Source organism: Frankia sp. CeD, from assembly GCF_000732115.1.
In the GTDB taxonomy this organism is placed as follows: domain Bacteria; phylum Actinomycetota; class Actinomycetes; order Frankiales; family Frankiaceae; genus Frankia; species Frankia casuarinae.
Genome location: NZ_JPGU01000007.1, coordinates 48,834 through 71,993 on the forward strand (window position 1 = coordinate 48,834; position 23,160 = coordinate 71,993).

Annotated in this window: 23 protein-coding genes; 18 read left to right on the forward strand and 5 right to left on the reverse strand. The window is 71.4% G+C overall.

What is annotated here, in order from left to right:
* Positions 1-17: 17 nt before the first annotated feature.
* A complete protein-coding gene (locus CED_RS06860; RefSeq protein ID WP_035909307.1) occupies positions 18-1,856 on the reverse strand; it encodes an ABC-F family ATP-binding cassette domain-containing protein in 1,839 nt (612 codons plus the stop codon).
* Positions 1,853-2,902, reverse strand: a complete 1,050-nt coding sequence (locus CED_RS06865) for a 4-(cytidine 5'-diphospho)-2-C-methyl-D-erythritol kinase (protein ID WP_023840058.1) — start codon at positions 2,900-2,902, stop codon at positions 1,853-1,855. Before CED_RS06865 ends, CED_RS06860 begins: the two co-directional genes overlap by 4 nt.
* Before the next feature lie 425 nt (positions 2,903-3,327).
* Here CED_RS06865 and CED_RS06870 point away from each other — a divergent pair, with 425 nt between their 5' ends.
* The 10 genes from CED_RS06870 to CED_RS06915 all read left to right on the forward strand — a co-directional run bounded on the left by CED_RS06870 (position 3,328) and on the right by CED_RS06915 (position 8,994).
* On the forward strand, positions 3,328-3,813 hold the full coding sequence (locus CED_RS06870; RefSeq protein ID WP_011438331.1) for an Asp23/Gls24 family envelope stress response protein: 486 nt from the start codon (positions 3,328-3,330) through the stop codon (positions 3,811-3,813).
* A complete protein-coding gene (locus tag CED_RS22260; RefSeq protein ID WP_200875373.1) occupies positions 3,810-4,307 on the forward strand; it encodes a hypothetical protein in 498 nt (165 codons plus the stop codon). The genes CED_RS06870 and CED_RS22260 overlap by 4 nt, the downstream gene beginning before the upstream one ends.
* Entirely contained in the window at positions 4,304-4,642 is a 339-nt protein-coding gene (locus tag CED_RS25105) for a hypothetical protein (protein WP_049760994.1), read from the forward strand. The genes CED_RS22260 and CED_RS25105 overlap by 4 nt, the downstream gene beginning before the upstream one ends.
* Before the next feature lie 171 nt (positions 4,643-4,813).
* Positions 4,814-5,002 (forward strand): DUF2273 domain-containing protein, encoded by a 189-nt coding sequence (locus CED_RS06885; protein WP_035732549.1) that lies wholly within the window; start codon positions 4,814-4,816, stop codon positions 5,000-5,002.
* Positions 4,999-5,382 (forward strand): Asp23/Gls24 family envelope stress response protein, encoded by a 384-nt coding sequence (locus CED_RS06890; RefSeq protein ID WP_035909309.1) that lies wholly within the window; start codon positions 4,999-5,001, stop codon positions 5,380-5,382. Before CED_RS06885 ends, CED_RS06890 begins: the two co-directional genes overlap by 4 nt.
* A 106-nt stretch (positions 5,383-5,488) precedes the next feature.
* The gene (locus CED_RS06895; RefSeq protein ID WP_011438328.1) at positions 5,489-6,064 is read left to right on the forward strand and encodes a DUF6286 domain-containing protein; all 576 of its coding nucleotides are present in this window, start codon (positions 5,489-5,491) and stop codon (positions 6,062-6,064) included.
* Entirely contained in the window at positions 6,061-6,729 is a 669-nt protein-coding gene (locus CED_RS06900; protein WP_011438327.1) for a hypothetical protein, read from the forward strand. Before CED_RS06895 ends, CED_RS06900 begins: the two co-directional genes overlap by 4 nt.
* A gap of 177 nt (positions 6,730-6,906) precedes the next feature.
* Positions 6,907-7,527, forward strand: coding sequence for a 50S ribosomal protein L25/general stress protein Ctc (locus CED_RS06905; protein ID WP_035732506.1), 621 nt, complete (start codon positions 6,907-6,909; stop codon positions 7,525-7,527).
* Positions 7,528-7,560: 33 nt separating this feature from the next.
* Positions 7,561-8,154, forward strand: a complete 594-nt coding sequence (gene pth / locus CED_RS06910; RefSeq protein ID WP_011438325.1) for an aminoacyl-tRNA hydrolase — start codon at positions 7,561-7,563, stop codon at positions 8,152-8,154.
* Between the two features lie 186 nt (positions 8,155-8,340).
* The gene (locus CED_RS06915; protein ID WP_011438324.1) at positions 8,341-8,994 is read left to right on the forward strand and encodes a PIG-L deacetylase family protein; all 654 of its coding nucleotides are present in this window, start codon (positions 8,341-8,343) and stop codon (positions 8,992-8,994) included.
* A 73-nt stretch (positions 8,995-9,067) separates the two neighbouring features.
* Here CED_RS06915 and CED_RS06920 read toward each other — a convergent pair whose 3' ends face one another.
* Positions 9,068-10,300 (reverse strand): glycosyltransferase, encoded by a 1,233-nt coding sequence (locus CED_RS06920; RefSeq protein ID WP_035909311.1) that lies wholly within the window; start codon positions 10,298-10,300, stop codon positions 9,068-9,070.
* A 299-nt stretch (positions 10,301-10,599) separates the two neighbouring features.
* Between CED_RS06920 and CED_RS06925 the strand changes: the two genes are divergently transcribed.
* A complete protein-coding gene (locus CED_RS06925) occupies positions 10,600-11,832 on the forward strand; it encodes a glycosyltransferase family 2 protein (RefSeq protein ID WP_084680718.1) in 1,233 nt (410 codons plus the stop codon).
* Positions 11,833-12,052: 220 nt separating this feature from the next.
* Positions 12,053-12,964: a glycosyltransferase gene (locus tag CED_RS06930; protein ID WP_035909313.1), complete on the forward strand. Its 912-nt coding sequence runs from the start codon at positions 12,053-12,055 to the stop codon at positions 12,962-12,964.
* Between the two features lie 143 nt (positions 12,965-13,107).
* Here the strand turns inward: CED_RS06930 and tyrS are convergent, their stop codons facing one another.
* Together tyrS and CED_RS06940 are read right to left on the reverse strand one after the other, a co-directional pair.
* A complete protein-coding gene (gene tyrS, locus CED_RS06935) occupies positions 13,108-14,394 on the reverse strand; it encodes a tyrosine--tRNA ligase (RefSeq protein WP_035909314.1) in 1,287 nt (428 codons plus the stop codon).
* A gap of 47 nt (positions 14,395-14,441) precedes the next feature.
* Positions 14,442-15,785, reverse strand: coding sequence for a S8 family serine peptidase (locus tag CED_RS06940; RefSeq protein ID WP_035909315.1), 1,344 nt, complete (start codon positions 15,783-15,785; stop codon positions 14,442-14,444).
* Positions 15,786-16,193: 408 nt separating this feature from the next.
* On the opposite strand from CED_RS06940, the gene CED_RS06945 reads away from it, so the two are divergent.
* The 6 genes from CED_RS06945 (at position 16,194) to CED_RS06970 (ending at position 23,121) form a co-directional block, all read left to right on the forward strand.
* Positions 16,194-18,257 (forward strand): HAD family hydrolase, encoded by a 2,064-nt coding sequence (locus CED_RS06945; protein WP_051868705.1) that lies wholly within the window; start codon positions 16,194-16,196, stop codon positions 18,255-18,257.
* Positions 18,257-18,493 (forward strand): acyl carrier protein, encoded by a 237-nt coding sequence (locus CED_RS06950; RefSeq protein WP_011438317.1) that lies wholly within the window; start codon positions 18,257-18,259, stop codon positions 18,491-18,493. The genes CED_RS06945 and CED_RS06950 overlap by 1 nt, the downstream gene beginning before the upstream one ends.
* Entirely contained in the window at positions 18,483-19,196 is a 714-nt protein-coding gene (locus CED_RS06955) for a serine O-acetyltransferase (protein ID WP_023840067.1), read from the forward strand. The genes CED_RS06950 and CED_RS06955 overlap by 11 nt, the downstream gene beginning before the upstream one ends.
* Before the next feature lie 164 nt (positions 19,197-19,360).
* Positions 19,361-20,389 (forward strand): NAD(P)-dependent oxidoreductase, encoded by a 1,029-nt coding sequence (locus CED_RS06960; protein WP_035909316.1) that lies wholly within the window; start codon positions 19,361-19,363, stop codon positions 20,387-20,389.
* Complete coding sequence (locus CED_RS06965; RefSeq protein WP_011438314.1) at positions 20,386-21,015, forward strand: dTDP-4-dehydrorhamnose 3,5-epimerase family protein; 630 nt, start codon at positions 20,386-20,388, stop codon at positions 21,013-21,015. Before CED_RS06960 ends, CED_RS06965 begins: the two co-directional genes overlap by 4 nt.
* 771 nt (positions 21,016-21,786) lie before the next feature.
* Positions 21,787-23,121, forward strand: coding sequence for a class I SAM-dependent methyltransferase (locus tag CED_RS06970; RefSeq protein ID WP_035909317.1), 1,335 nt, complete (start codon positions 21,787-21,789; stop codon positions 23,119-23,121).
* Positions 23,122-23,160 lie beyond the last annotated feature (39 nt).

Genomic DNA, 23,160 nt, shown 5'->3' on the forward strand with positions numbered 1-23,160 from the left:
CGGGTGGCGGTGGCTTGTCAGCCACCCTCGATCTCGGCGGCGAGGGTGAGCCAGGCCTCCTCGGTGCTGTCCTTGTCCGCGACGACGGCGCGCAGCTCGGCGTCCAGCGTCAGCAGACGCTCGTGATCCGTCGCGGCCTCGGCCAGCTCGTGATGCAGCTCCTGCTCGCGTCGGCTCAGGCGATCCAGGGCGCGCTCGAGCCGGGTCAGCTCCTTGCGGGCGGCGCGCAGCTCGCCCCCGGACAGGACGGGCGGCCCACCTGTCCGCCCGGCTTCGGCGACGGTGGTGGTCTGTCCGCCCGCTCCGCAGCCGGCGGCCGACGAACCCCGGGATGACGGTGCCCGAGCCGCGGCGTCCTGCCGGGCGGCCGCGCGCCGGGCGAGGTACTCCTCGATGCCGCCGGGCAGCATGCGCAGGTGCCCGTCGCCAAGTAGCGCCAGTGTCACGTCGCAGGTGCGTTCGAGGAAATAGCGGTCGTGGCTGACCACGATCAGGCTGCCCGGCCACGAGTCGAGGAGGTCCTCGAGCGCGGTGAGGGTGTCGGTGTCGAGGTCGTTGGTCGGCTCGTCGAGGAGCAGCACGTTCGGTCTGGCCATCAGCAGGCGCAGCAGCTGCAGCCGGCGGCGTTCGCCGCCGGAGAGGTCCCCGACCCGCGTCCACTGCCGTGACGACGGGAGGCCGAACTGCTCGAGTAACTGGCCGGCGGTCCGTTCCCGGCCCTTCTCGACCTCCAGGACCTGCCCGACCTGTTCGACGGCCTCCAGCGCCCGCAGCGACGCCGGTAGTTCGGCAATCTCCTGGGACAGCAGGGCCGGTCGCACGCTGGCCCCCACCCGGACCCGGCCGGCCTCCGGCGTCACCGCACCCAGCAGCACGCGTAGCAGGGTGGTCTTGCCGGCTCCGTTGACACCGACCAGCNCGATCCGGTCCCCCGGTCCGACCAGCCAGGTGACGTCGTCGAACAACGTCCGGTCCCCGATCCGGACCGTGATGTGCTCGGCGTCGTAGACGTCCTTGCCCAGCCGGGATGCCGCGAAGCTGCGCAGCGCCATGGTGTCCCGGGGCGGCGGCTCGTCGGCGATCAGCGCATTGGCGGCGTCGATGCGGAAGCGCGGCTTACTGGTCCGGGCGGGCGGGCCGCGGCGTAGCCAGGCGAGTTCCTTACGCAGCAGGTTCTGGCGCCTGGCTTCGGTGGCGTCGGCCCGCCGGGTGCGTTCGGCCCGCGCGAGCACGTACGCTGAGTAGCCGCCCTCGTACGCGTCGACACGCCCGTCCACGACTTCCCAGACCCGTCCGCACACCTCGTCGAGGAACCAGCGGTCGTGGGTCGCGACGAGCAGTCCACCGCGGAAGCCGGCTAGATGCCGGGCGAGCCAGGCGACCCCCTCGACGTCCAGGTGGTTCGTCGGCTCGTCCAGGATCAGCAGGTCGGTGTCCTGGACGAGGAGCCGGGCCAGCGCCACCCGGCGGCGTTCCCCGCCCGACATCGGTCCGACCGGGTCGTCGAGCCGTTCGAGCAGCCCGAGCCCGGCGAGGATGCCCCGCTGCCGGGGATCCGCCGCCCACTCGTGCTCAGCGACGGTGCCCACGACAATCTCGCGCACGGTGCGCTCGGCGGGGAGCACGTCTGCCTGCGCCAGGGTGGCGACCCGGGTGGAACCGGCGGGCACGACCCGGCCGGCGTCCGGGGCCACCTCGCCGGCGATGATCCGCAGCAGGGNGGACTTCCCGGCCCCGTTGCGCCCCACGACCCCGATCCGTTCCCCGGCGCCGATCCCCAGGCTCACCCGGTCGAGCAACGTCCGGGTGCCGAACGCGGCGTTGACGTTCTCGAGGCTGACCAGGACGGCGCTCACGGCGCTTCGCCTGCTCCCTCCACCATCCTGGCGCCGCTCGCCGGCCCGGAGGCCCGGCGTACCGCGCGGGCGACCCCCATCCCGGCGAGGCTCGCCGCGAGCGCGATGCTCTCCTGCGCTCCGGCCGCGAGGAAGGCGCAGGTCGGGCCGGAGCCGCTCACGATCGCCCCGACGGCTCCCAGCTCCCGGCCCGCCTCCAGGACGCGGCGCAGGGACGGCCGAAGCCGCAGCGCTGCCGGCTGCAGGTCGTTGACCAGGGCGGCTCCGAGCTGGCCGGGGTCGCCGGTGCGCAGCGCGGCGAGCACGTCGTCGGCGGGGGTCGGGCCGGTCCGCAGTTTGCCCTCGGTCAGCCGGTCGAACTCCTTGTAGACCGCGGGGGTGGACAGGCCGCCGTCGGCGAGCGCGAACACCCAGTAGTACTCGCCCGTCGCCAGGACGTCGGTGAGCTGCTCGCCGCGCCCGGTGCCGAGTGCGGTGCCGCCGGCCAGGGGGAACGGGACGTCGCTGCCGAGCTGGGCGGCGAGTCGGGTCAGGGTCGCCCGGTCCAGGCCGGTCTGCCAGAGCGCGTCGCAGGCGACGAGCGCCGCCGCCGCGTCGGCGCTGCCCCCGGCCATCCCCGCGGCGACGGGGATGCCCTTCGTCAGGGTGAGATGAACCCGTTCCGAGGTGATGCCCGCGGCCTCGGCAACCAGGTGAGCGGCCCGGACGGCGATGTTGTCCCGGCCGGTGGGGACGATGGAGACCTCCGGCGTGGACGTCGCCGGACCCAGCGACGCCGGGTCGGCGCCCTCCCCGGACACCTCGACGGTCACGACGATGTCCCCGCTGGACCGGCCGTTCCCGTCGAACCCGCCGTTCCCGTCGGACCCGCCGTTCCCGTCGGTGGTCGATGGCCCCGGGTCGTGGAACCGCGGGGGATCGACGGACGTCGCCGAGACGTCGTCGAACAGCGAGACGGCCTGCAGCACTGTGATGACGTCGTGGTAGCCGTCCGGTCGGAGCGGTCCGACGCCGAGATGCAGGTTGACCTTGGCGGGGGCTCGCACGGTGACGGTGGCGGGGCCGGCTCCGACGCTTCGGCGCGGACCCGGGTGGGATCGAGGCAGCGGATGCTCCTTCGCTCGGACGCACGCGCGCCCGCTGGGCGGCGTGGCGTTCGGTGGCGGCCGGCACCCAAACCTATCCGCCCACGCCGGGAGCGGATGAGCGTCCGCCCGCGAAGGATCGCGAGGGACGCAGCGAATCGGCCCCCGGCGACGCGGCGGGGACGATGCGCGCTTCCGTTCAGTGATCGTAGCTGTGCCGACGGGAACGGGTTGTTGTCCGACCGGAGAATTCGGGTATCCCTGATCGTGAACGGCCGCACCGGAGAGCGCCCGGACGGATCGTCCCTCGACGTCCCGCTCCTGGTCGGACCTGACCCCTTCCACCGCTTCGGGCGCTCCGACGATGCNGGCCAGGAAGGAGCACCATGACCACCACAACCAGCGCGGCCGGGCCCGAGGCGAAGGCCTCGGACGCAGGTGGTGCGCGTCGCACCACCGTGCCGGAGCGCAAGACATCCACCGAGCTGGTGACCGGCCGGGGCCGGACGTCGATCGCGGACGCCGTCGTCAGCAAGATCGCCGGTGTCGCGGCACGCGAGGTCTCCGGGGTACACAACCTGGGCTCGAGCGGGGCCCGCGCGATGGGTTCGTTCCGGGCCCGCATCCCCGGCGCGTCGGCCAGCGTCTCCCAGGGGGTCGCGGTGGAGGTCGGGGAACGGCAGGCCGCGATCGACCTCGACGTCGTCTGCGACTACGGGGTCTCCATCGTGGATCTGTCCCACTCGATCCGGCACAACGTCGTCACCTCTGTGGAGGGAATGACGGGCCTGGAGGTCACCGAGGTGAACATCGCGATCGACGACGTCTACATCGGCGAGGAGGAGTCGGAAGAGCCGCGGCGGGTCGAATGAGCACGAACCCGACAGCGGCCGGGCCGGTGAGCGGGTTCGCCTGGAACCCGGATGCCGTGGCCCGGACCGTGCTGTCCTGTCCCGGTGTCGTCCGGCTCATCGGCGCGCCGGTCCGGCACAAGGATCGTCACCGTGTTCCGGACGGCGGGGCGGGTGCCGCGGCCGAGGTCGCGACCTACCTTCCGGGCCGCCGGGNGGAGGGGGTACGGGTACGGCCGGACGGGATCCTGGTGCAGATCGTGTGCCGGTACGGGGAACGGCTCGGTGAGCTCGCCGCCCGGGTGCGCGCCGCGGTGCTGGTGGTCGAACCCGGCTGTCCCCGGGTCGACGTCGTCATCCGTGATCTGGCAATTCCGGATCCGGACCTGTCGTGTCCGCAGGGGCCGGACGCGGCGGTAGTCGGTCCGGGGACGCCCCGTTCGGGGACGCCCCGTTCGGGGGTGCCGGGTGCGGGGGTGCCGGAGATGGGGGTGCCGGAGATGGGGGTGCCGTGACCTCCGATCGGCGGCAGGAGTCATCCCGACGCCAGCTCGACGCCGCCCGACGCAGGGCCGAGATCCGCGCGTTCATCCGCACGCACCATCCGGATCGGGGAGGTGATCCACAGGCGTTCGCCGCCGGCCTGCGGGCCCTGCGATCCACGCCGGATGGGCCGGACGGGCCGGGTGTTCCGGGTGTCCGCCTCACCACCCATCACCGGCCCAACGCCGCGGACATCCTGTTCGCCTGGGTTCGCGGTCGCGGGCGCCGCTGTTCCGACTCCACGCGTCGGTGGTGGTCGCACCGCCGGGCGCGGTTCGGCCCCGGCCGTGGTCCTCGGGTGCGCTGAGGCGACACCGGGTCCGCGGGACCGCACCCCGGGCTCGGTTCCATGTGACGATCACGCGGGATGCCCCTCGATCTGCCGGTCCAGAGGGGCGGACCGGGTACTGCGGCCGGGCTGGACGGGGCCGGGCTGGACGGGGCCGGGCTGGATGGGCCAGGAAAGGGGAAGAGCCACATGCGATCGAGCGCGCTTGGCCTGATCATCGGTCTGATCGCCGGACTCGCCCTCGCCTTCGGGGGCTTCAGCGAGTTTCTGATCGTGCTGGTCTTCGGTGCGATAGGGCTGGTCATCGGCAAGGTGGTGGATGGTGATCTCGATATCACCCGTTATGTGGGCGGTGACCGGCGTCGGGGGCGGCGGTGAACGAGAGGGAGCGTGCGCGACCGGGCCGTCCCGCGGGTAGGCGGGCGGGGGCCGGTTCCCTGCGGGTGGCGGACCGGGTTGTCGAGAAGATCGCGGCCATGGCGGCGGCGGATGTCGTCGGCGTTACCGGACCGCCACGCGGATTCCCGCGCCATGGCGGCGCGCGGCGTCGTGGGCGTGCCGGGCGGCCACGGGTCTCGGCGAAGATGGAGGNAGCCACCGCCCGACTGACGATGTCGTTCTCCGTGCGTTACCCGATCCCGGTCACGGAGACGGCCGAGCTGGTCCGTTGCGAGGTGCGGGACCGGGTCGCGGCGCTCACGGGTGTGCGCGTGGCACATCTGGACATCGATATCCCGTCGCTGCCCTCCGATGGGTAGCGGCCCTCTTCTGTCCCTCCGGTTCGCGTTCAGACCACGGGTAACAGACCACGGGTAACAGACCACGGGTAACAGACAAGGTTGGGCTCGGTGAGGGGAGGGTGCCGTGCGGGTGGGGCGCAGGATCGTCGCCGGACTGCTCGCCGCGCTGATCGTGGCCGCCGGGGTCATCACCGTCATCGAGATCGTGGCCGCGGCCGGCGGTGGCAGGGGCTACGTCGTGGTCGACTGGCCGGCGTGGGCGGACGACCTGGCGGACACGGCCTGGTCCTCCGGGCCGGTCCGACTGGCCGCGGGGGTCTGCGTTCTAGTTGGCCTGCTGCTGATCTGGCTCGGAGCGCGGCGCGGAACGCCGTCCCGACTCGCCGTGCGGCGCGGCTGCGCGCAGACCATTGTCTTCGTCGAGCGGCGAGGGGTTGCGCGGGCGCTGCGCTCCGCAGCCCTGACCGTCGACGGGGTGCGGGCCGCCCGGGTTCGGGTCCGTGACCGGACCGCCGACGTCCGCCTGCGCCTTCGGCAGCGTGTCGCCGGTGGCGCGCGGGAGCGCGCGGGTGCCGTCCTGGCCTCTACGCTTGTCTCCTTCGAGCTGGCTGAGCCGCTCGAGCTGCGCATCCAGGCGACCCCGCCGGCCGCGGACCGGACCGTCAACGGGGCGGACCGGGCCGCTGGCGGTGCGGCATGACCGAGACGCGGGCAGCGGGCGGGCAGGCCGCCGAGGGCCGCTCGGCGGGTGGCGGGGTNCCCGCGGAGCCCGGCGGGAGGCCGGCCGGGCTGTCCGAGCCGCCGCCCGACCGCCTCAACCGGGTCGCCCTGGTCGGAATCGGGTTGCTCTGCCTCGCGGCCGGTGTTCTCGCGTTGCTGGTGGGGGCCGGTGCGTTCGGAAACGACGTCGCCGACGAGGCGGTGCTCGACGCCGACACCCGTTCCTACCCGACCTCCCACGCCTGGTTCTGGCTCGTCGTGGGGATCGGTTCCGGGCTGGTCGTCCTGCTCGCCCTCGGGTGGCTTCGGGCGCAGACGGCGCTGGCGGCGCGGCGTCGTGGACTCTACGTGACGGATGATGCGCTCGGCGGTGTCCATTTGTCCGCCGCGGCACTGACCGACGCCGTCGAGGACGACGTGCTCGGGATCGTGGGCGTCGAGGCGGTGCGGGCGGTGCTGCGCGGCCGGCGGGAACCCGTGCTGGAGATCGCGGTCACCGTTGTCCCGGGGCCGGGGGTCGCCGGCGTGCTCGACGACATCCGTGGCCCGGTGCTCCATCGAGCCCGGACCGCGGTCGGTCGTCCGCGGCTACCCGCCAAGGTGGAGGTCCGCCCCGCTGCCACCATCCGGCCGCAGGTGCGCTGAGGTGCGGCCCGGCGTGACCGGGCAGGGTGACCAAGGCCGCGACGCACCCAGGGGCTTGACAGAACGGGGTCGTTTCCCCCATGCCATGGCGCGTCCGGTACTGTGAAGGACCGCGCCGCGGTGGTTCCACCGCCCTCCGGCGCCGGATCCCCAGTTTAGGAAAGGATGAGCGCCGCCATGTCCGAGGTCCGCATCGCCGCGGAGCCGCGCACCGAGTTCGGTAAGGGCGGGGCTCGTCGCACCCGTCGGGCCGGCAAGGTCCCGGCTGTTCTCTATGGTCACGGTAAGCCGCCGCGTCACATCGCGCTGCCCGCACACGACCTCCTCCACGCCTTCAAGACCGACGCCGGCACGAACGTCCTGTTGACGCTCGAACTGGCCGAGGGGACCGAACTCGCGCTCGCGAAGGACGTCCAGCGCCACCCGATCAAGGGCAGCTTCGAGCACATCGACCTCGTGCTCGTGGCCCGGGGCGAGAAGGTCGTGGCCGACATCCCCGTGCAGGTGATCGGGGAACCACACCCGGACACCCTGGTCGACCAGCAGGTCACCACGATCGCGGTGAAGGCCGACGCCACCCGGCTGCCCGGCCCGATCGAGGTCGATATCACCGGGCTCGAGCCAGGTACGAGCATTCTCGCCCGCCAGCTGGTCCTGCCGGCCGGCTCCGAGCTCGACGCCGATCCCGACCTGGTCGTCGTGCAGTGCCTGGCCAAGCGGACGAACGCCCAGCAGGAGGCCTCGCTCGGCGAGACTCCGGTGGCGGAGGAGGCCGGCGTCGCGAGCGCGTCCGTCTAGGCGGATCCGCTCCATCGCCGATGTCGCCTGCCGATGATGATCACCCCGACCGGCGATGGGCCCTGGCTCGTCGCCGGTCTCGGCAATCCCGGACCGACCTATGCCGGGAATCGGCACAACGCCGGCTTCATGGTCGTGGACCTGCTCGCCGAGCGGACCGGGTCACGGCTGAAGTCGCACCGTTCCCGGGCCGATGTCGCAGAGACCCGCCTGGCCGGGGCGCGGGCGGTCCTTGCCCGTCCGCTCTCCTTCATGAATCTCTCCGGCGGNCCTGTCGCGGCGGCCCGGAGCTTCTACAAGGTCGAGGTCTCCCGGCTCATCGTGGTGCACGATGAGCTTGACATCCCCTTCGGGGCAGTGCGGCTCAAACGCGGCGGTGGGGACAACGGCCACAACGGTCTGCGGTCCATCTCCTCAGCGCTCGGGACGCGGGACTATCTGCGGGTCCGGGTCGGCATCGGCCGTCCGCCCGGCCGGATGGATCCGGCCGACTTCGTGCTGCGGGACTTCACCTCGACCGAACGCCGTGAGCTGCCCCTCCTGCTCGAACACGCGGCCGACTCGGTCGAGATGCTCATCGCCGACGGTCTGGAGCCCGCGCAGAACCGCTATCACGCGTTGCTCTGAACCGCTCGACGGACGCCGCGTGTTTCTGCCGGTCCGGCGGGCACTCCGGGTGCTTGGCTACTTCAAGTGTTGGCATGGATGCGAAAGGTCAACGGCATGGCCGGTTGCCGGGGAACCGGGGAGCGGAGGCTTCGTGCACTGGCATGAGGGGGAGAGAAAGGGCGGGCGAGCGCGGAGGAGTGCCGGATGCTGGCGTTGACGGCGGGCCCGCCGGCCGATGGGCGGGCGTACAGCGTCGTGGCCCTCGGGGCACATGCGGACGACGTGGAGATCGGCGCCGCTGCCACGATCATGCAGTTGCTGGCCGCCCATCCGGAGGCCACCGTGCACTGGGTGGTCTTCTCGGGCGAGGGCGAGCGCGGCTCGGAGGCGGAGGAGAGCGCGCGTGAACTGCTCGGCTCCTCGCTCGGTTCGCTGCACCTGCACGAGGTCCGGGACGGTTTCCTCCCGCGGGAGTGGAGCGGGGTCAAGGAGGTCCTGCTGCAGATCGCCCGCCAGGTCACCCCGGACATCGTGTTCGCCCCGGCGCTCGCGGATGCCCACCAGGATCACCGGGTGCTCGGCGAGCTGGCGTGGCAGGCCTTTCGCGGGGCGCTCATCCTCGGCTACGAGATCCCGAAATGGGAGGCTGACCGGCTGTCCCCCAGCCTGTACGTCCCGATCCTCGAGGAGACGGTCGGGGCAAAACTCGATCATCTCAAACGTCATTTCCGCAGCCAGCAGGACCGCGCCTGGTTCGACGACGAGACCTTCCGCGCGACCCTGCGGCTGCGCGGCGTAGAGTGCGGGACGCGCTACGCGGAGGCGTTCGACGCCCGCAAGGTGATGCTCACCTTCTGATATGTCTCCCGCCCACCGGTCTTCCGCCCACCGGTCTGCTCCGTCGGCTCGGTGAGGCCCGGCGGGCAGGGACTCAGGCTGGCGTCAGATGTTCCTGGATGCGACCGATGAGCGCCGTGTGGTCGAGTTCCTGTAGCACGTAGGCCTGGCCGGCTGTTCCGATCTCGGCCGCCTTCCAGGGCTGTTCCAGCAGGCTGCAGGCGGCGTCGGCGAAGGCGCCCGCGTCCTCGGCGACGAGGAGGTGGGTACCGGGCGTCCAGCCGAGGCCGCGGCTGCCGGTGGGTGTGCTCACGACCGGCGTTCCCGCCGCCATTGCCTCGATCGCCTTGATGTTCACGCCGGATCCCGAACGCATCGGGTTCACCGACAGGGTGGCGGTGGCGAGGTAACCGGCGACGCTCGGCACGTCGGTGTGCAACTCCACGCCCTCGAAGCCACCGAGCCATGCCGCCAGGCCCTCCTCCGGACGCCGCCCCACCACCTGGAAGGTCGCGTCGGGATGGCGGACCCGGATCGTCGGCCAGCAGCCGCCGAGGAACCAGCGCAGGGCTTCGATGTTGGTCGGGGTGTCCAGCGAGCCGACAAAGATCAGCTTTTTGCCGGCGCTGTCCCGAGGCGCCGGCTTCCGGCCCGGCGGGGCCGGCTCGGTACCGGCCGACCCGGTGCCCGTCGGTGCGGTGAGGGCGCCGACGGGCAGGAACGGCGGCAGGTGGAACGTTGGGATGCTCGCCCGCGTACGCCGCCAGTTGTGGTCTTCCAGCGAGATGTCCGCGATGCAGGTGATGAGCGGAGAGTGGTGCATCGAAAGCTCCGCCAGCCGCAGTTTGTGATACTCCAGCTCGTAGGCGACGGCGCGCGGCCCCGAGCTGTTGCGGGCCAGCACCCGGAAGAACTCCGAGTCGACGTTGTGCGCGCGCACCAGATGCGGCAGCTTCCAGATCCGGGCGACCTCCTCGCCGAGATGCGACGTCCGGCAGCTGTAACTGATCACGGCGTCGGCCCGTGGCGGTGTCGACTCCAGCGCGCGGCGCAACGGACCGGCCGGCCGGGATGCGTGCATGAATGGCCGGGCCGTCAGGTGTGCCCGTGGGCTGTCGTCACGAGGCAGCCGGATGACGGCCGAACCCGGCACGGCCTCCTCGTACACGGCGATATCCAGGTTCTCCCGGGAAGGCACCAGGACCTGCATCCGAACGCCGGCCGCGGAAGCCGCGGTGAGGAAGCTGAAGGTCTCCACCCGGCCGCCCGCGTCCGCCGGGAGAAACGGTTCCTCGACAACGACGATCCAGCGTGTGGAGTCGCTCACCGGACAACTGTAACGACCGTGGGGTCGGGTAACGACTGCGGGCTCGGTACTCGCGCGGGGTGTCGCGGACAGTTCCAGGTAGATGACAAGAGTGTCGTGAGGTGAGGTGAGGTGAGGTGAGGGTGGGGTCGAGGTGCGCGCAGGCCCGCCGGGGGTCCATCCGATTCCGCGGGACGACTTTGGCGCGGTGCGGGTGTCACGGCTGCGCGGCGTCATGGCGTCATGGCGTCAATGGCGCCGTACCGCAAAGGACGGAGCCGTTGGTTGTGGCTGACCGGCGGAACGCTACGGTAACCGCCATGACAGGTGTCCGGACCATCGGTCGAGGTGCCGCCGTGGCGGCGCTGGGAGCCACAACCGTTTACGGTCACGTCTTGTATCCGATCTATATCGGATTGCGCAGCCGTGGTCTGGAGTCGACGGCACCGCCGGACCCTGAGATCTGGCCGGGACTGAGCGTGGTCGTCTCCGCCTATCGGGAGTCGGCGGTGATCGGGGCGAAACTGGATGAACTCACCCGCGCGGACTATCCCGGGCCGATGGAGATCATCGTCGTGGCCGACGATCCGGAGACGGCCGAGGCCTCGCGCCGGCCCGGCGTGCGGGTGCTGTCGTCCGGGGAACGCCTCGGCAAGGCGCGGGCGGTCAACCGGGGAGTCGCCGCCGCCACCCACGAGCTCGTGGTGCTCACCGATGCGAACGCTGTGCTCGCGCCCGGTGCCCTGCGGGCAGCCGCCCGTCATTTCACCGACGAGACGGTCGGCGCGGTGGCGGGGGAGAAGCAGGTTGACGATCCCGACGGCGCCCAGGGCTTCTACTGGAAGTTCGAGTCCTGGCTGAAGCGCCGCGAGTCGGCGACCGGGGCGACCATCGGCGTGGTCGGCGAGATGCTGGCCTTCCGCCGCCAGGCGTTTCGGCCCCTGCCCGCGGACGTGGCCGTCGACGATGNCTGGCTGGCTCTCGACATCCTCGAAGGGGGGCTGCGGGTCGTCTACGAACCCGAGGCGTACTCGATCGAGTCGTCGAGCCCGGACTACTCGGCGGAGTGGGAGCGGCGGACCCGGATCGTCGCTGGCAACCTCGACATGCTCTGGCGGCGCCGGGCGGCGCTGGTGCCCGGCGCGCTGCCGGTCACCCCGCAACTGTGGGGCCACCGGCTGGTCCGCTCGTCATTCGGCCCGTTGGCGCAGGTCGTCCTGGTGGGGCTCGCCCTCCCGGCCGCCCGCCGGAGCTGGATTGCCCGGCTGTTCCTGGCCGGCAACGCCGTCGGCGCTGTGAGTACCGCGGCGCTGCTGACCGGGCGCACGCCGCCCGGTCCGACCCGCCTGGTCGCGCAGGTCTTCTTCCTGCAGGCCGTCGCGCTCGGCGGGGTGCGGCGCTTTGTGGCCCGGGACCGGCCCGCCGTCTGGCCCAAGCCGGAGCGGCCGGCCGTGGCCTCCGCGACGTCACCGGCGCCCCCGGGGTCGGTCCTGCCACCGGGGCAGACGACGCCGCCTGGCCCGCCGACCGAGTTGGCCCCGGCCGGCAACTGACCTGCTCCGGCAACTGACCTGCTCCGGCAACTGACGCCGCTGACGCCGGCCGGGACCGGCCTCGACCGGAGAACCCNCCGCGGCCCGTCACCGGCTACGCCTATCGAAATNCCNCCCGCCGTGGGGTGGGAATACCGTGTGGCGCGACACCGCAACACCGCACGAGGCGTGGATATCCACCTGAGTGCGCGTCAGCACACGCAGTGAGGAGCGTGCCGCCATGTCCGTCGAGAAGTCCAACCGGTCCAGGTGGCAGTACGAGCTGGTACTGGTCAGTTTTCACAGCCGTGGCCAGCTCGAGCAGCTCTTCGCGACCCTTCCGTTGGACATGCCGGTTGTGATCATCGATAACGCGGAGGGCGTCGACCGCGTTGACGAGCTGATCGCGGACCGGCCCAACAGCCGTTACCTCGACTCCGGTGGCGGCAAGGGATTCGCGAAGGCCGCCAACATGGGCATCCGTTCGTCGCGCTACGAGTACGTGGTGCTCGGCAACCCGGACAGCCGGCCCACCGTGGAGGTCATCGACACGCTGGTCGACGACCTCATCGCCGATCCCGAACTGGTGACCAGCGCGGCCACCATGAAGGGGCACGACGACAAGCCCGAGCTCGGTAACGGCGGCTGGGAGCCGACGCCTCGCCGGGTGCTGCTGCACGTGCTGGGAGCGCACAAGGTGGCGCCGAGCTCGGCGCTGTTCGCCCGGCCGACACCGGGCCGCCCGATGAACCCCGAGTGGCTGACCGGCGCCTGCATGGCCGTCCGTCGGTCCACCTTCCTCGAACTGGGCGCCTTTGATGAGACGTTCTACGTCTACAACGAGGACATGGCGCTCGGCCGGGCGATCCGTGAGGCGGGGCTGCGGCAGAAGCTGCGCACCGATCTGCTGGTACCCNACGGGGCGGGAGGTTCCGGGGCCGGTAAGACATGGATGCTGCAGATGCGCGGTGCGTCCATGGTGCGTTATCTGCGTAAGCACAATGCGCCGGCTCGGGTGAACGTGATGCGCTCGATGCTCGTCGCCGGCTACGCCGGGCGTACGGTGCTCTCTCGGGCCCGGGGCAGGAAGGCAGTGGCCGACGAGCACGCCGCATATATCAAGGGCCTGCTGGTCGGACCGCCGGCCCAGTAGCCGCGCCCGTTCCTCGTTCGTTCCCTGCCTGTTCAGTGGGCTGTTTGTCCGATTCGTCCCTCTGGCCAGGCAGGGAAGTGAACTCGCTGGTCCCGGGCTCGCTGGTCCCGGGCTCGCTGGTCCCGGGCTCGCTGGTCCCGGGCTCAGGTGAAGCGGGCCACCCGCCATTCCCGGCGACCGCGGCGGACCAGGATGACCGAGCCGTGCAGCAGATCCTTGGTCCCGACGGTGGCTTCCACGCCGACCCGTTCCCCGTTCACCAGGACCGCATGGTTGCCCAGGTGCTCGCGCGCATCCCGCTTGCTGCTGGCGAGGCCGGTGGCGATCAGCAGATCGACAACCGGCCAGCCGTCATCCTCGAGCCGGGCGGCCGGCTCCTCGACCGTGGGCACGTCGGCGAAGACGTCGGAGAGCAGATCCGCGCCGATCGCCTTCACGTCCCCGCTGAACAACGCCGCCGACGCCGCCTCGGCCGCGTCCACCGCGGCCTGACCGTGCACCAGTGCGGTGATCTCCCGCGCCAGGTGACGCTGCAACGCCCGCTTACCCGGAGCCTCGGCGTGCTCGGCGAACAGCCGCTCCAGCGGCTCACGGTCGATGAGCGAGAAGAACAGGGCGAACCGGCGTGCCTCGTCGTCGGACAGATTGATCACGAACTGGTACAGGGTGTAGGGCGAGGTACGGTCGGCCGAGAGCCAGACCGCACCCTTCTCCGACTTGCCGAACTTCGTGCCGTCCGAACGCAGCAGCAGCGGGCAGGTCAGCCCGTGTACCTGGGTGCGCAGCACCCGTCGCACGTAGTCGATCCCGGCGACGATGTTGCCCCACTGGTCGGAGGCGCCCATCTGAAGGGTGACCCCGTGGTCCTCGCACAGGCGGCGGAAGTCGTACGCCTGGAGCAGGGAGTAGCTGAACTCGGTGTAGGTCAGGCCGACGTCGGGATCGTCCAGCCGCCGGCGCACCGAGTCACGGCGGACCATCTCGGTGACGGGGAAGTGCTTGCCGACGTCCCGCAAAAACTCGATCATTCCGAGTCCGTCGAGCCAGTCGGCGTTGTCGACGAACTGTGGTAGCTGGCCGGAGTCCAGGGCCCGGGCGAAGACGGACTCCATGATCTCCTGTTGTCCGAGCATGTTCGTCCGTACCTCCTGGGCGGTGAGCAGGCTACGTTCCACCGACTTGCCCGACGGGTCGCCGATCAGACCCGTGCCACCGCCGAACAGGGTGACCGCGCCGATCCCCGCCCGTGCGGCCCGGATCAGCAGGGTCATCGGCAGCAGGTTGCCGATCGTCAGCGAGGGGGCCGTCGGGTCGAAGCCGATGTAGCAGCGCCGCCGTCCGCTGTCGAGGTGCTCCCGCAGCTCGGCGGGATNGGTGCTGTCGTGGAGGAGTCCACGCCAGGACAGCTCGTCCAGGAGCGCGTGTGTCATGGGCCCATGGTAGAAGTGGCGCGCCGGTCCGCAGTGACACCGCGAGATCACCCGGTAGGGGAGCGCGGGCGGACGCGGCTGCCCGCGCGGCCCGGTCCCGCCCGCGTCGCGCGCTGCCAGGCGTACAGCAGATGTGTCACGATCCCGAGCAGGACGCCCAACGAGGCCGCGATCCCGAGCCCGGCGGTCCAGACCAGTGGCGAGGGTTTCGATGAGTCTGGGCCGGCTGCGCCGATCGGACCGGTGTTCGTGAGTGTGGCGCCGGCCCCGTGGGTCGTCGCGTCGCCGGCGGACCCCCGGGCCTGCCCGCCGGGCATGATGCGGCCGGCGGCCGGCGCGGGCCCCCCCACCCCCCAGCGTGTCGGTGCCGACAGCAGCGGATTGCTCCTGACCACCGGCACGGCCCGGGTCAGCGCCGCGACGGGGTCGACGATGCCAAAGCCGAACTCGTCGTCGCGGCCAGGAGAGCCCGCATCCCGCGCGGTGTAGACGAGCCGCTCGATGACGTTGGGTGCGTCCAGGTCCGGCTGGGCGGCCCGGATGAGGNCGACAACGCCCGCGACGATCGCCGCGGAGTTCGAGGTGCCGCCCCCGGTGTCCAGGCCGTCCGGGGAGACCCGGGTCGGGACGGGGGCCCGGATACCGGGGGCCGGCGCGGCGATGACGGCCCGCGGCCCGTGGGCCGATTCCCGCCAGAAACCACCAGCGGCCGTCGATCCGGTCACCGCGACCACCCCCGGGATACTGGCGGGGGNGNTGATCGCGGNGTCGCCGGNCTCGACGTTCCCCGCCGAGGCGACCACCACCACGTCGTGCGCGAGGGCGTAGCCGACCGCTTTCTCCTCGTCCGGGGTCGCCGTCCCCGTCGAGCCCAGGGAGAGGTTGATGACGTCGGCACCCAGGTCGACTGCCCGGCGGATGCCGATCGCGACCTCCTCCGAGTTCGCCTCGGCGCCGGTCGAGACGGGCAGGATCTTGGCGGCCGGGGCGATGCCGCGGACCTCGGGCCGGCCGTTGTCGTTGCGACCGGCGATGATGCCCGCCATGGCGGTGCCGTGGCCGTTCGGATCATCGTCGCGCCAACCGTCCCGCGCCGCCCCGGGGCCGATGCCGGTACCGGGAAGCAGCTGACCCCACAACTTGGGTTGGCTGGCGTCGACCCCGCCGTCGATGACGGCCACCACCGTGCCCGCGCCCTGGCTGATCCGGTGCGCCTGGGCGAGTCCCAGGACAGCGTGGTACCACTGCGAGCCTCGGGCGGGCGCGATCGAAGCCGGGCCGGGCCCGGCCGCGTGCGGCGGGACGGCGGCGCCGGCCGGAGCGGTCGTCATCACGAGGCCGACCAGCAGCGCGAGGCCGACCAGCAGGCCGAGCATGGCGCGGTGGTGCATGAGGGGGTCCTGCCTCCGGGGGCTGCCGCTCGGCGGGCGTGGCTGATCGTGTCCGGTTACGCGCCCTGTCTGAGGAAGTTTTCCACATTGCATGGTCTATGCAGACCACTGTTACAAAGCAGATAGCTCGTCCGGATAGCCCGAGGTGGTTTTCCCGGCTTCAGTGCCTTCGACGGCGCAGGAGACGATCGATGCCCAGTGGGGCGTGGCTCTGCCGGGTGACCGCCTCCCCGGTCCCGGTCCCGGTCGACGCGCAACCTCCACCGGACCGGGGCACGCTCCTCGCGTCCCTGGTTGCCGCCCTGGCCTGATGGTCGCTCCGTCGCCTACCAACACTTACGTGACGGTAGAGTGCCGAGGAACCGCGTATGGGCGCCGCGAAGAGTCGCACCGAGAGGGGCCGCAGCAATGACCGACAGAAGGGACGTCGGCACGGACGTCGGCGAGGGCGTCGCGTCACCGCCGGAACATCCGCGGATCGCCGAGTTGACCGCGCGTGCCGCCACGAGTGAGATCCCGACCGCGGCGCTGTGCCGTGATCTCGCCGTCGCGCACGAGCGGGCCGGCGACGACGCCGGGGCCGTGCGGTGGGCCCTGGCGCTCACCGACGCCGGCAGCGACCTCGGTGCCTGGTCGGCCGCTGCCGGCGTGCTGCGCCGCGTCCTGCCGCGGGTCGCGCCGCTGCCGAGGTCCGCGCGGGTGGCCGTGCTCGGCAGTTACACGACGTCGCAGTTCGCCGCGCTGTTGCCGCTGGCCGCGGCGCGAGCCGGGGTCGCCGTCGAGGTCTACGAATGCGGCTATGGGCAGTACCGCCAGGAGGTCCTGGACCCCGCGAGTGAGCTCTACCGGTTCCGGCCCGACGTCGTCGTGCTCGCGGTGCACGCCGGGGAGACCGCCCTGCCGGCGGTCGCCGACGACCCGGCCGCCGCGGTGGCCACCGAGGTCGAGCGTTGGACGTCGCTGTGGGACATGATCATAAATCGGTGCGGGGCCCGGATCGTCCAGCACACCTTCGCCATCCCCGGCGAGGTCGCGCTCGGCCATCTGGCGTTGCGGGTTCCCGGCTCCCGGCCGGCGATGCTCGCGCGGGTCAACGCCGAACTCGGCCGGGTGTCCGGCGAGCGGGGCGACGGGGTCGCCTTCGTCGACTGCGAGCGGCTCGCCGCCGACGTGGGCAAGCGTGCCTGGTTCGACGCGCGGTACTGGCACCGGTCCAAGCAGGCGGTGTCGCTCGCGCAGGTGCCGCTGCTGGCCCGGCACACCGCCGCGGTGATCGGGGCTCNGCTGGGAACGAGCCGGAAGTGCCTGGTCCTCGACCTCGACAACACTCTGTGGGGCGGCGTGCTCGGGGAGGAGGGCCTGGCCGGCATCGCGCTCGGCGATGGCGCTGTCGGGGAGGCGTTCGCCGCGTTCCAGACGTACGTCGCCGAGTTGAAGGCCCGCGGGGTCGTGCTCGCCGTCTGTTCCAAGAACAACGACGCCGACGCCCGGGAGGCGTTCGAGCGTCATCCGGGGATGCGGCTCGGCCTCGATGACATCGCGGTGTTCAGCGCCTGCTGGGACGACAAGCCGACGCAGATCCGCCGGATCGCCGCCGCGCTCGGCCTCGGCCTCGACGCGCTGGTCTTCGTTGACGACAACCCGGCCGAACGCGAGGTCGTCCGCCAACTCGTTCCCGAGGTGGACGTCGTGGCGCTGCCCGCCGATCCGCACGGCTACGTCCGGGCGCTGGCGGACTATCCCTTCTTCGAGGCCAGCGCCCTCACGGCCGAGGACGCCGCGCGCACCGCCGCGTACCGGGCCCGGGCCGAGACGGCTGCCGCCGCCGCGGCGGCGACCTCGCTGGAGGATTTCCACCGCGGGCTGGACATGACCGCTACCGTGGTCCCGCTCGACGACATGACCCTGCCGCGGGTCGCCCAGTTGGTCGGCAAGACCAACCAGTTCAACCTGACCGGTCGCCGCCGGGGCGCCGCCGAGATCGAGCGGCTGGCCGCCGATCCCGGCACGGCGGTGTTCTGCGTCCGGCTCGCCGACCGGTTCGCCGACCACGGGCTGGTCGCCGTGGTCATCGCGGTGGAGTCGGCGGACGCGCTGGACATCGACACCTGGCTGATGAGCTGCCGGGTGATCGGCCGGACCCTCGAGGACGAGGTGGCCGCGCTTGTTCTCGCCGAGGCCCGCCGCCGCGGCCTCGCCCGCGTGACCGGGCACTACCGGCCGTCGGCGAAGAACGTTCTGGTGGCCGGCCTCTACGAACGGCTCGGTTTCGAGCGGGTCGACCCGGCGCCGGCCACGACCCCGGCGGCGGAGACGACGTGCTGGAGCCGTGATGCGCGGTCGCCGTACCTGCCGCCTGGGCTCATCCGGGTCGTCGTGGCCGAGCCGTCCGGCGTCGTGGCCGGGCTGTCTCCCCAGGTGTTCCCCCAGCCGCGGCCACAGGACCGCAAGATGGAAGAGGTGCCTCGCTGATGGTGCAGGAGCGACTACAGCAGATCTTCCGGGAGATCTTCAGTGACGACGACCTCGTCATCAGCGACGGAATGACCGCCGCCGATGTACCGGGGTGGGACTCGCTCGCGCATATCAACCTCATCTACGCGGTCGAACGCGAGTTCTCGATCCAGATCGCCGATGAACGGCTNGCGAGTTTCGCCACCGTCGGTGACCTGCGCGAGCACATCGAGGAGCTGAGTGGTGTCCACTGAGATCGAGCGTGTCAACGGCCCCGGCCCCGGTGCCCCTCTCGGGTCCGGCGGGTCCGCCGGACCCGACTCCGCAGGGAGCGACTCCGCAGGGAGCGGCGCCGTCCGAGCCGATCAGCCCGCAGCCGCCCCGTCCCCCCGGGTAGCCGAGACGGACGGCGACCAGGACACCCGGGATGCCTCCGACCTCGGGCTGTGGGAGATCCTGCGGGAGGACTGGCGCCGGCACTACAAATCGTTCGCCCACCCGGGGCTGCACGTGCTCGCCGTCTATCGCATCGGGCAGTGGCGGCGCACCCGCAGCCAGCCCGTCCGCGGGATCGTGACCGTCTTCTACAAGGTGGTCAACAAATTGGTCATCCGTAACCTGTACGGGGCCGAGCTCGACGAGCAGGCGCGGATCGGCCGCCGGGTCCACATCGGCCATCACCAGACGATCCTCATCCCGCCGCACTGCGTGATCGGGGACGACTGCACCCTGCGGCACAACTTGACCATCGGCTACGCGAGCGGTACGGCGGGCCCGCGGGACGTGCCGAAGGTCGGCAAGCGGGTCGAGCTCGCCCCCGGGGTCCACCTCATCGGGGCGATCAGCATCGGCGACGACGCCAGGATCGGTCCGGGCTCGATCGTGATGACGGACGTGCCGGCGGGCTCGACCGTCTTCGCCGCTCCCGCGCGGGTGATGCGCCCACCGGGGCGTTGAGACCGTCCGGGTGACGCGCCCGCCGGCGCGCTGAGACTGCCGACGCGCCACTGCGGGATGTCGGCGACCGGCTCGTGGGATCGACTCGGTACGGTTTGAGGCCGGAACACTGGTGTCCGATTGGACCCGACCTGTGCCGTTGCCGAGATGGGGAGGACTCGCGGATGAAGGTGCTCGTGACGGGCACGGAGGGGTATCTGGGGTGCCTGCTCGCGCCCGAGCTGCTGCGTGATGGCCATGAGGTCATCGGCGTGGACACCGGCTACTACAAGTACGGCTGGCTGTACCGCGGCGTCGACCGGACCCCGTTGACCCTTGACAAGGACCTTCGCCATCTCACGGTCGAGGACTTCGCGGGGGTCGACGCCGTCGTGCACATGGCGGAGCTGTCCAACGACCCGCTCGGCGCGCTCGCCCCGGACGTGACGTACAAGGTGAACCACGTCGGCTCGGTCCGGCTGGCGAAGCTGGCCAAGCAGGCCGGCGTCGAACGGTTCGTCTACATGTCCTCCTGCAGCGTCTACGGCGTCGCGACCGGTGTGGACGTCACCGAGGCCTCGCCGGTGAACCCGCAGACCCCCTACGCCGAGTGCAAGGTCTACGTGGAGCGTGACGTCGCCCCGCTGGCGGACGACACCTTCTCGCCGACCTTCCTGCGCAACGCCACCGCCTACGGTGCCTCCCCGCGGCAGCGTTTCGACATCGTGCTCAACAACCTGGCCGGGGTGGCCTGGACTACCGGCGAGATCGCGATGACCTCGGATGGCACCCCGTGGCGCCCGCTGGTCCACGGGCTCGATATCGCGAAGGCGATCCGCCTGGTGCTGACCGCACCGCGCGACATCGTGCACAACCAGATCTTCAACGTCGGCGACAGCGAGCAGAATTACCAGGTGAAGGAGATCGCGGACGCGGTCGCCACGGTGTTCACCGGCTGCACGCTGAGCTTCGGTGACAACGGCGGTGACAATCGCAGCTACCNGGNGTCGTTCGACAAGATCGCCTCCACCCTGCCCGGCTTCTCCTGTGACTGGAACGCGCTCAGGGGCGCCCAGCAGCTGCACGACGTCTTCACCCGTATCCAGCTCGACANCGAGACGTTCACCGGCCGCGGGCACACCCGGCTCAAGCAGCTTCAGTACCTGATCCGCACCGGCCAGCTCGACGCCGACCTGTTCTGGGCCCACTCGTGATCATTACGCCGACGCCGATCGCCGGGGTGATGATCGTCGATGTCGAGCCGTTCCCCGATGCCCGCGGCATGTTCGCGCGCACGTTCTGTGCCGACGAGTTCGCCGCCGCGGGGCTCACGGTCGACGTCGCCCAGTGCAGCGTGGCCTACAACGCCTCCGCGGGCACCGTCCGCGGGATGCACTGGGCGGGGGAGCCGGTGCGGGAGACCAAGCTGGTGCGCTGCACCCGCGGCGCCCTGCTCGACGTCGTCGTCGATCCCCGCCCGGACTCGCCGACCTATCTGCGGCACGTGGCGGTGGAGCTCTCGGCCGACAACCATCGGGCGCTGTTCATCGACGCGGGCCTGGCGCACGGGTACCAGACGCTCGTCGACTCCACCGAGGCGACCTATCAGATGAACGTCCCGTTCACGCCGGGACACGACCGTGGGCTGCGCTTCGACGACCCGCGACTGGGCATCGTCTGGCCGCTGCCCGTCTCGGTGATCTCCGACAAGGACCGTGCGTGGCCGCTGCTGGCCGGCGATGGCCCGGCCGGACCATCCGGCGACGCCGCGCCACCCGGCCCTCCCGGCATCCAACGTGATGTAGCTCACGCATCCGGCGGGGTCGGCGCGACGGCCTGAATCCGTCGTCCCCGGTTCGGTCGACCGCCGGGCCTCCGCTCCACCAGTGAAAATCAATGCTGGCAGGGAAAAGTGGGCGGGTGTGGGGTGTTGCCCACGAACGGGGGCGGGTGCTGGAGGGCATCCCACGTCTTGCCAGCTGGACAACCAGGCGCGGACGTGAGGGTTGGATTACCGGGGTTTCCCCCGACCGGCTGAACGAGGCCGTCGGTCGACAGTCGGTCGACCGACGGCCGACAATGCCTGCAACGCCGCGGATACCCGCCGGGCGGGACGGCTGGCGGGGCCGGCTCGGCGGCGTCGGGGGGGGGGGCCACGGCTTCCTCTCGGCGACTGTGGGTCACGTGGGGGGTGGTGCCCACCGGCTAGCATGACCCGGCGTGCGCAGACCCCATGACCGCCGATCTTCGCCGGAAAATCATCGGGCTGCCGTCAGCGGTGCCGGCGGTGGCATCTCGCCGACGGAAACGAGCGCTCGTCCGGCGGTCGCCGCTGCGGCGGTGGGTGGCGGGTGTCCGGCCGATGACCGGTGCCCGCATGCCCGGTGCCCGCGCTCTCCTTCCTGCCTTCGCCGGCGATCGCCCGGCGGCGTGGCGGGCCCGTCCCGGCTTCACGAAGATCATGTCGTTCGCGGGACCGTCACATCCTTCTGGTCGGATGTGCGGTCATCATGTCGTTCGGCCTCTCGTTCGGCCTCGCGGCCGACTGGCACAGCCATTCCCGTCCACCAGATCGTGAAGATCGATGTCGACACCTCACCTAGGGGAACGCATGTCATCCGCAACCCCGGCCCAGCGCGGTAGTGGCACCGCCGAGGCCGACGCGACCCAGAAGCAGGCGACCCAGAAGCAGGATGCTCCCGGCGGCATCGCCACGGCGGTAATCGCCTGCCGGTCCTGCGGCGGACCGGCCCCGCGCCTGTTCCTCTCCCTGGGGTCCACCCCCATCGCCAACCGCCTGGTGCGCGCCGACGCCCTCGACGCGACCGATCCGTCGTTCCCGCTTGAGGTCGGCTTCTGCGAGGCCTGCGCACTCGTCCAGCTCACCCACGAGCTGCCGGCGTCCGAGATCTTCGACGAGGACTATCCCTACTTCTCCTCGTTCTCCGACATGCTCGTCCGCCACGCGGAGAAGCACGTGATCGACCTGATCGCGAGCCGCAACCTCGGGCCGGACAGCCTGGTGGTCGAGGTCGCCAGCAACGACGGCTACCTGCTGAAGGCGTTCGTCGAGCGGGGCATCCCGGTCCTCGGGATCGAGCCGACCCCGGGCCCGGCCGCGGCCGCCCGGGAGGCGGGCGTGCCGACCCGCGAGGAGTTCTTCGGCGCGGAGCTCGCCCGTCAGCTCGTCGCGGAGGGTCGCAAGGCCGATGTGATCATAGCGAACAACGTGATGGCCCACGTCCCGGACCTCAACAGCTTCGTCGAGGGCTTCTCGATCCTGCTCGCCGACGGCGGCCTCGTCGACGTCGAGAACCCCGGGGTCGGCGCGTTGCTGGCCCACACCGAGTTCGACACGGTCTACCACGAGCACTTCTGCTACTTCTCCACGATCGCGGTCGACGCCCTGATGCGCCGGCACGGCCTCGCGCTCGTCGGCGTCCAGGAGTTCCCCGAGCTGCACGGCGGCACCCTGCNGTGGAGCATGCAGCACACCGCCACCGCGGACCCGGCCGAGTCGGTGGCGGCGGTGCTCGACGCCGAGCGGGCCGCCGGGCTCGACACGTTCGACCGGTACGCCAGCTTCGGCGACGACGTCCGCGCCGTGCAGGACGAGCTGGTGGCGTTGCTGCGCTCGCTGCGCGCCGACGGTAGGACCATCGCCGCCTACGGCGCGGCGGCTAAGGGAGCGACCCTGCTGAACTCCAGCGGCATCGGTACCGACCTGCTCGATTTCGTCGTCGACCGCAACATCCACAAGCAGGGCCGGTACCTGCCCGGCGCCCGGTTGCCGATCCTCGATCCTGCCGTCCTGCTGGAGCGGCAGCCCGACTACCTGCTGCTGCTGGCGTGGAACGTGAAGAAGGAGATCATCGCCCAGCAGGCCGAGTACGCCGCGCGCGGTGGCTCCTTCATCGTGCCGGTTCCCCGGCCCGTAGTGCTGTAGGCAACCCATCGTGGTCTCAGGCCGTCGTTATTTCCGTCC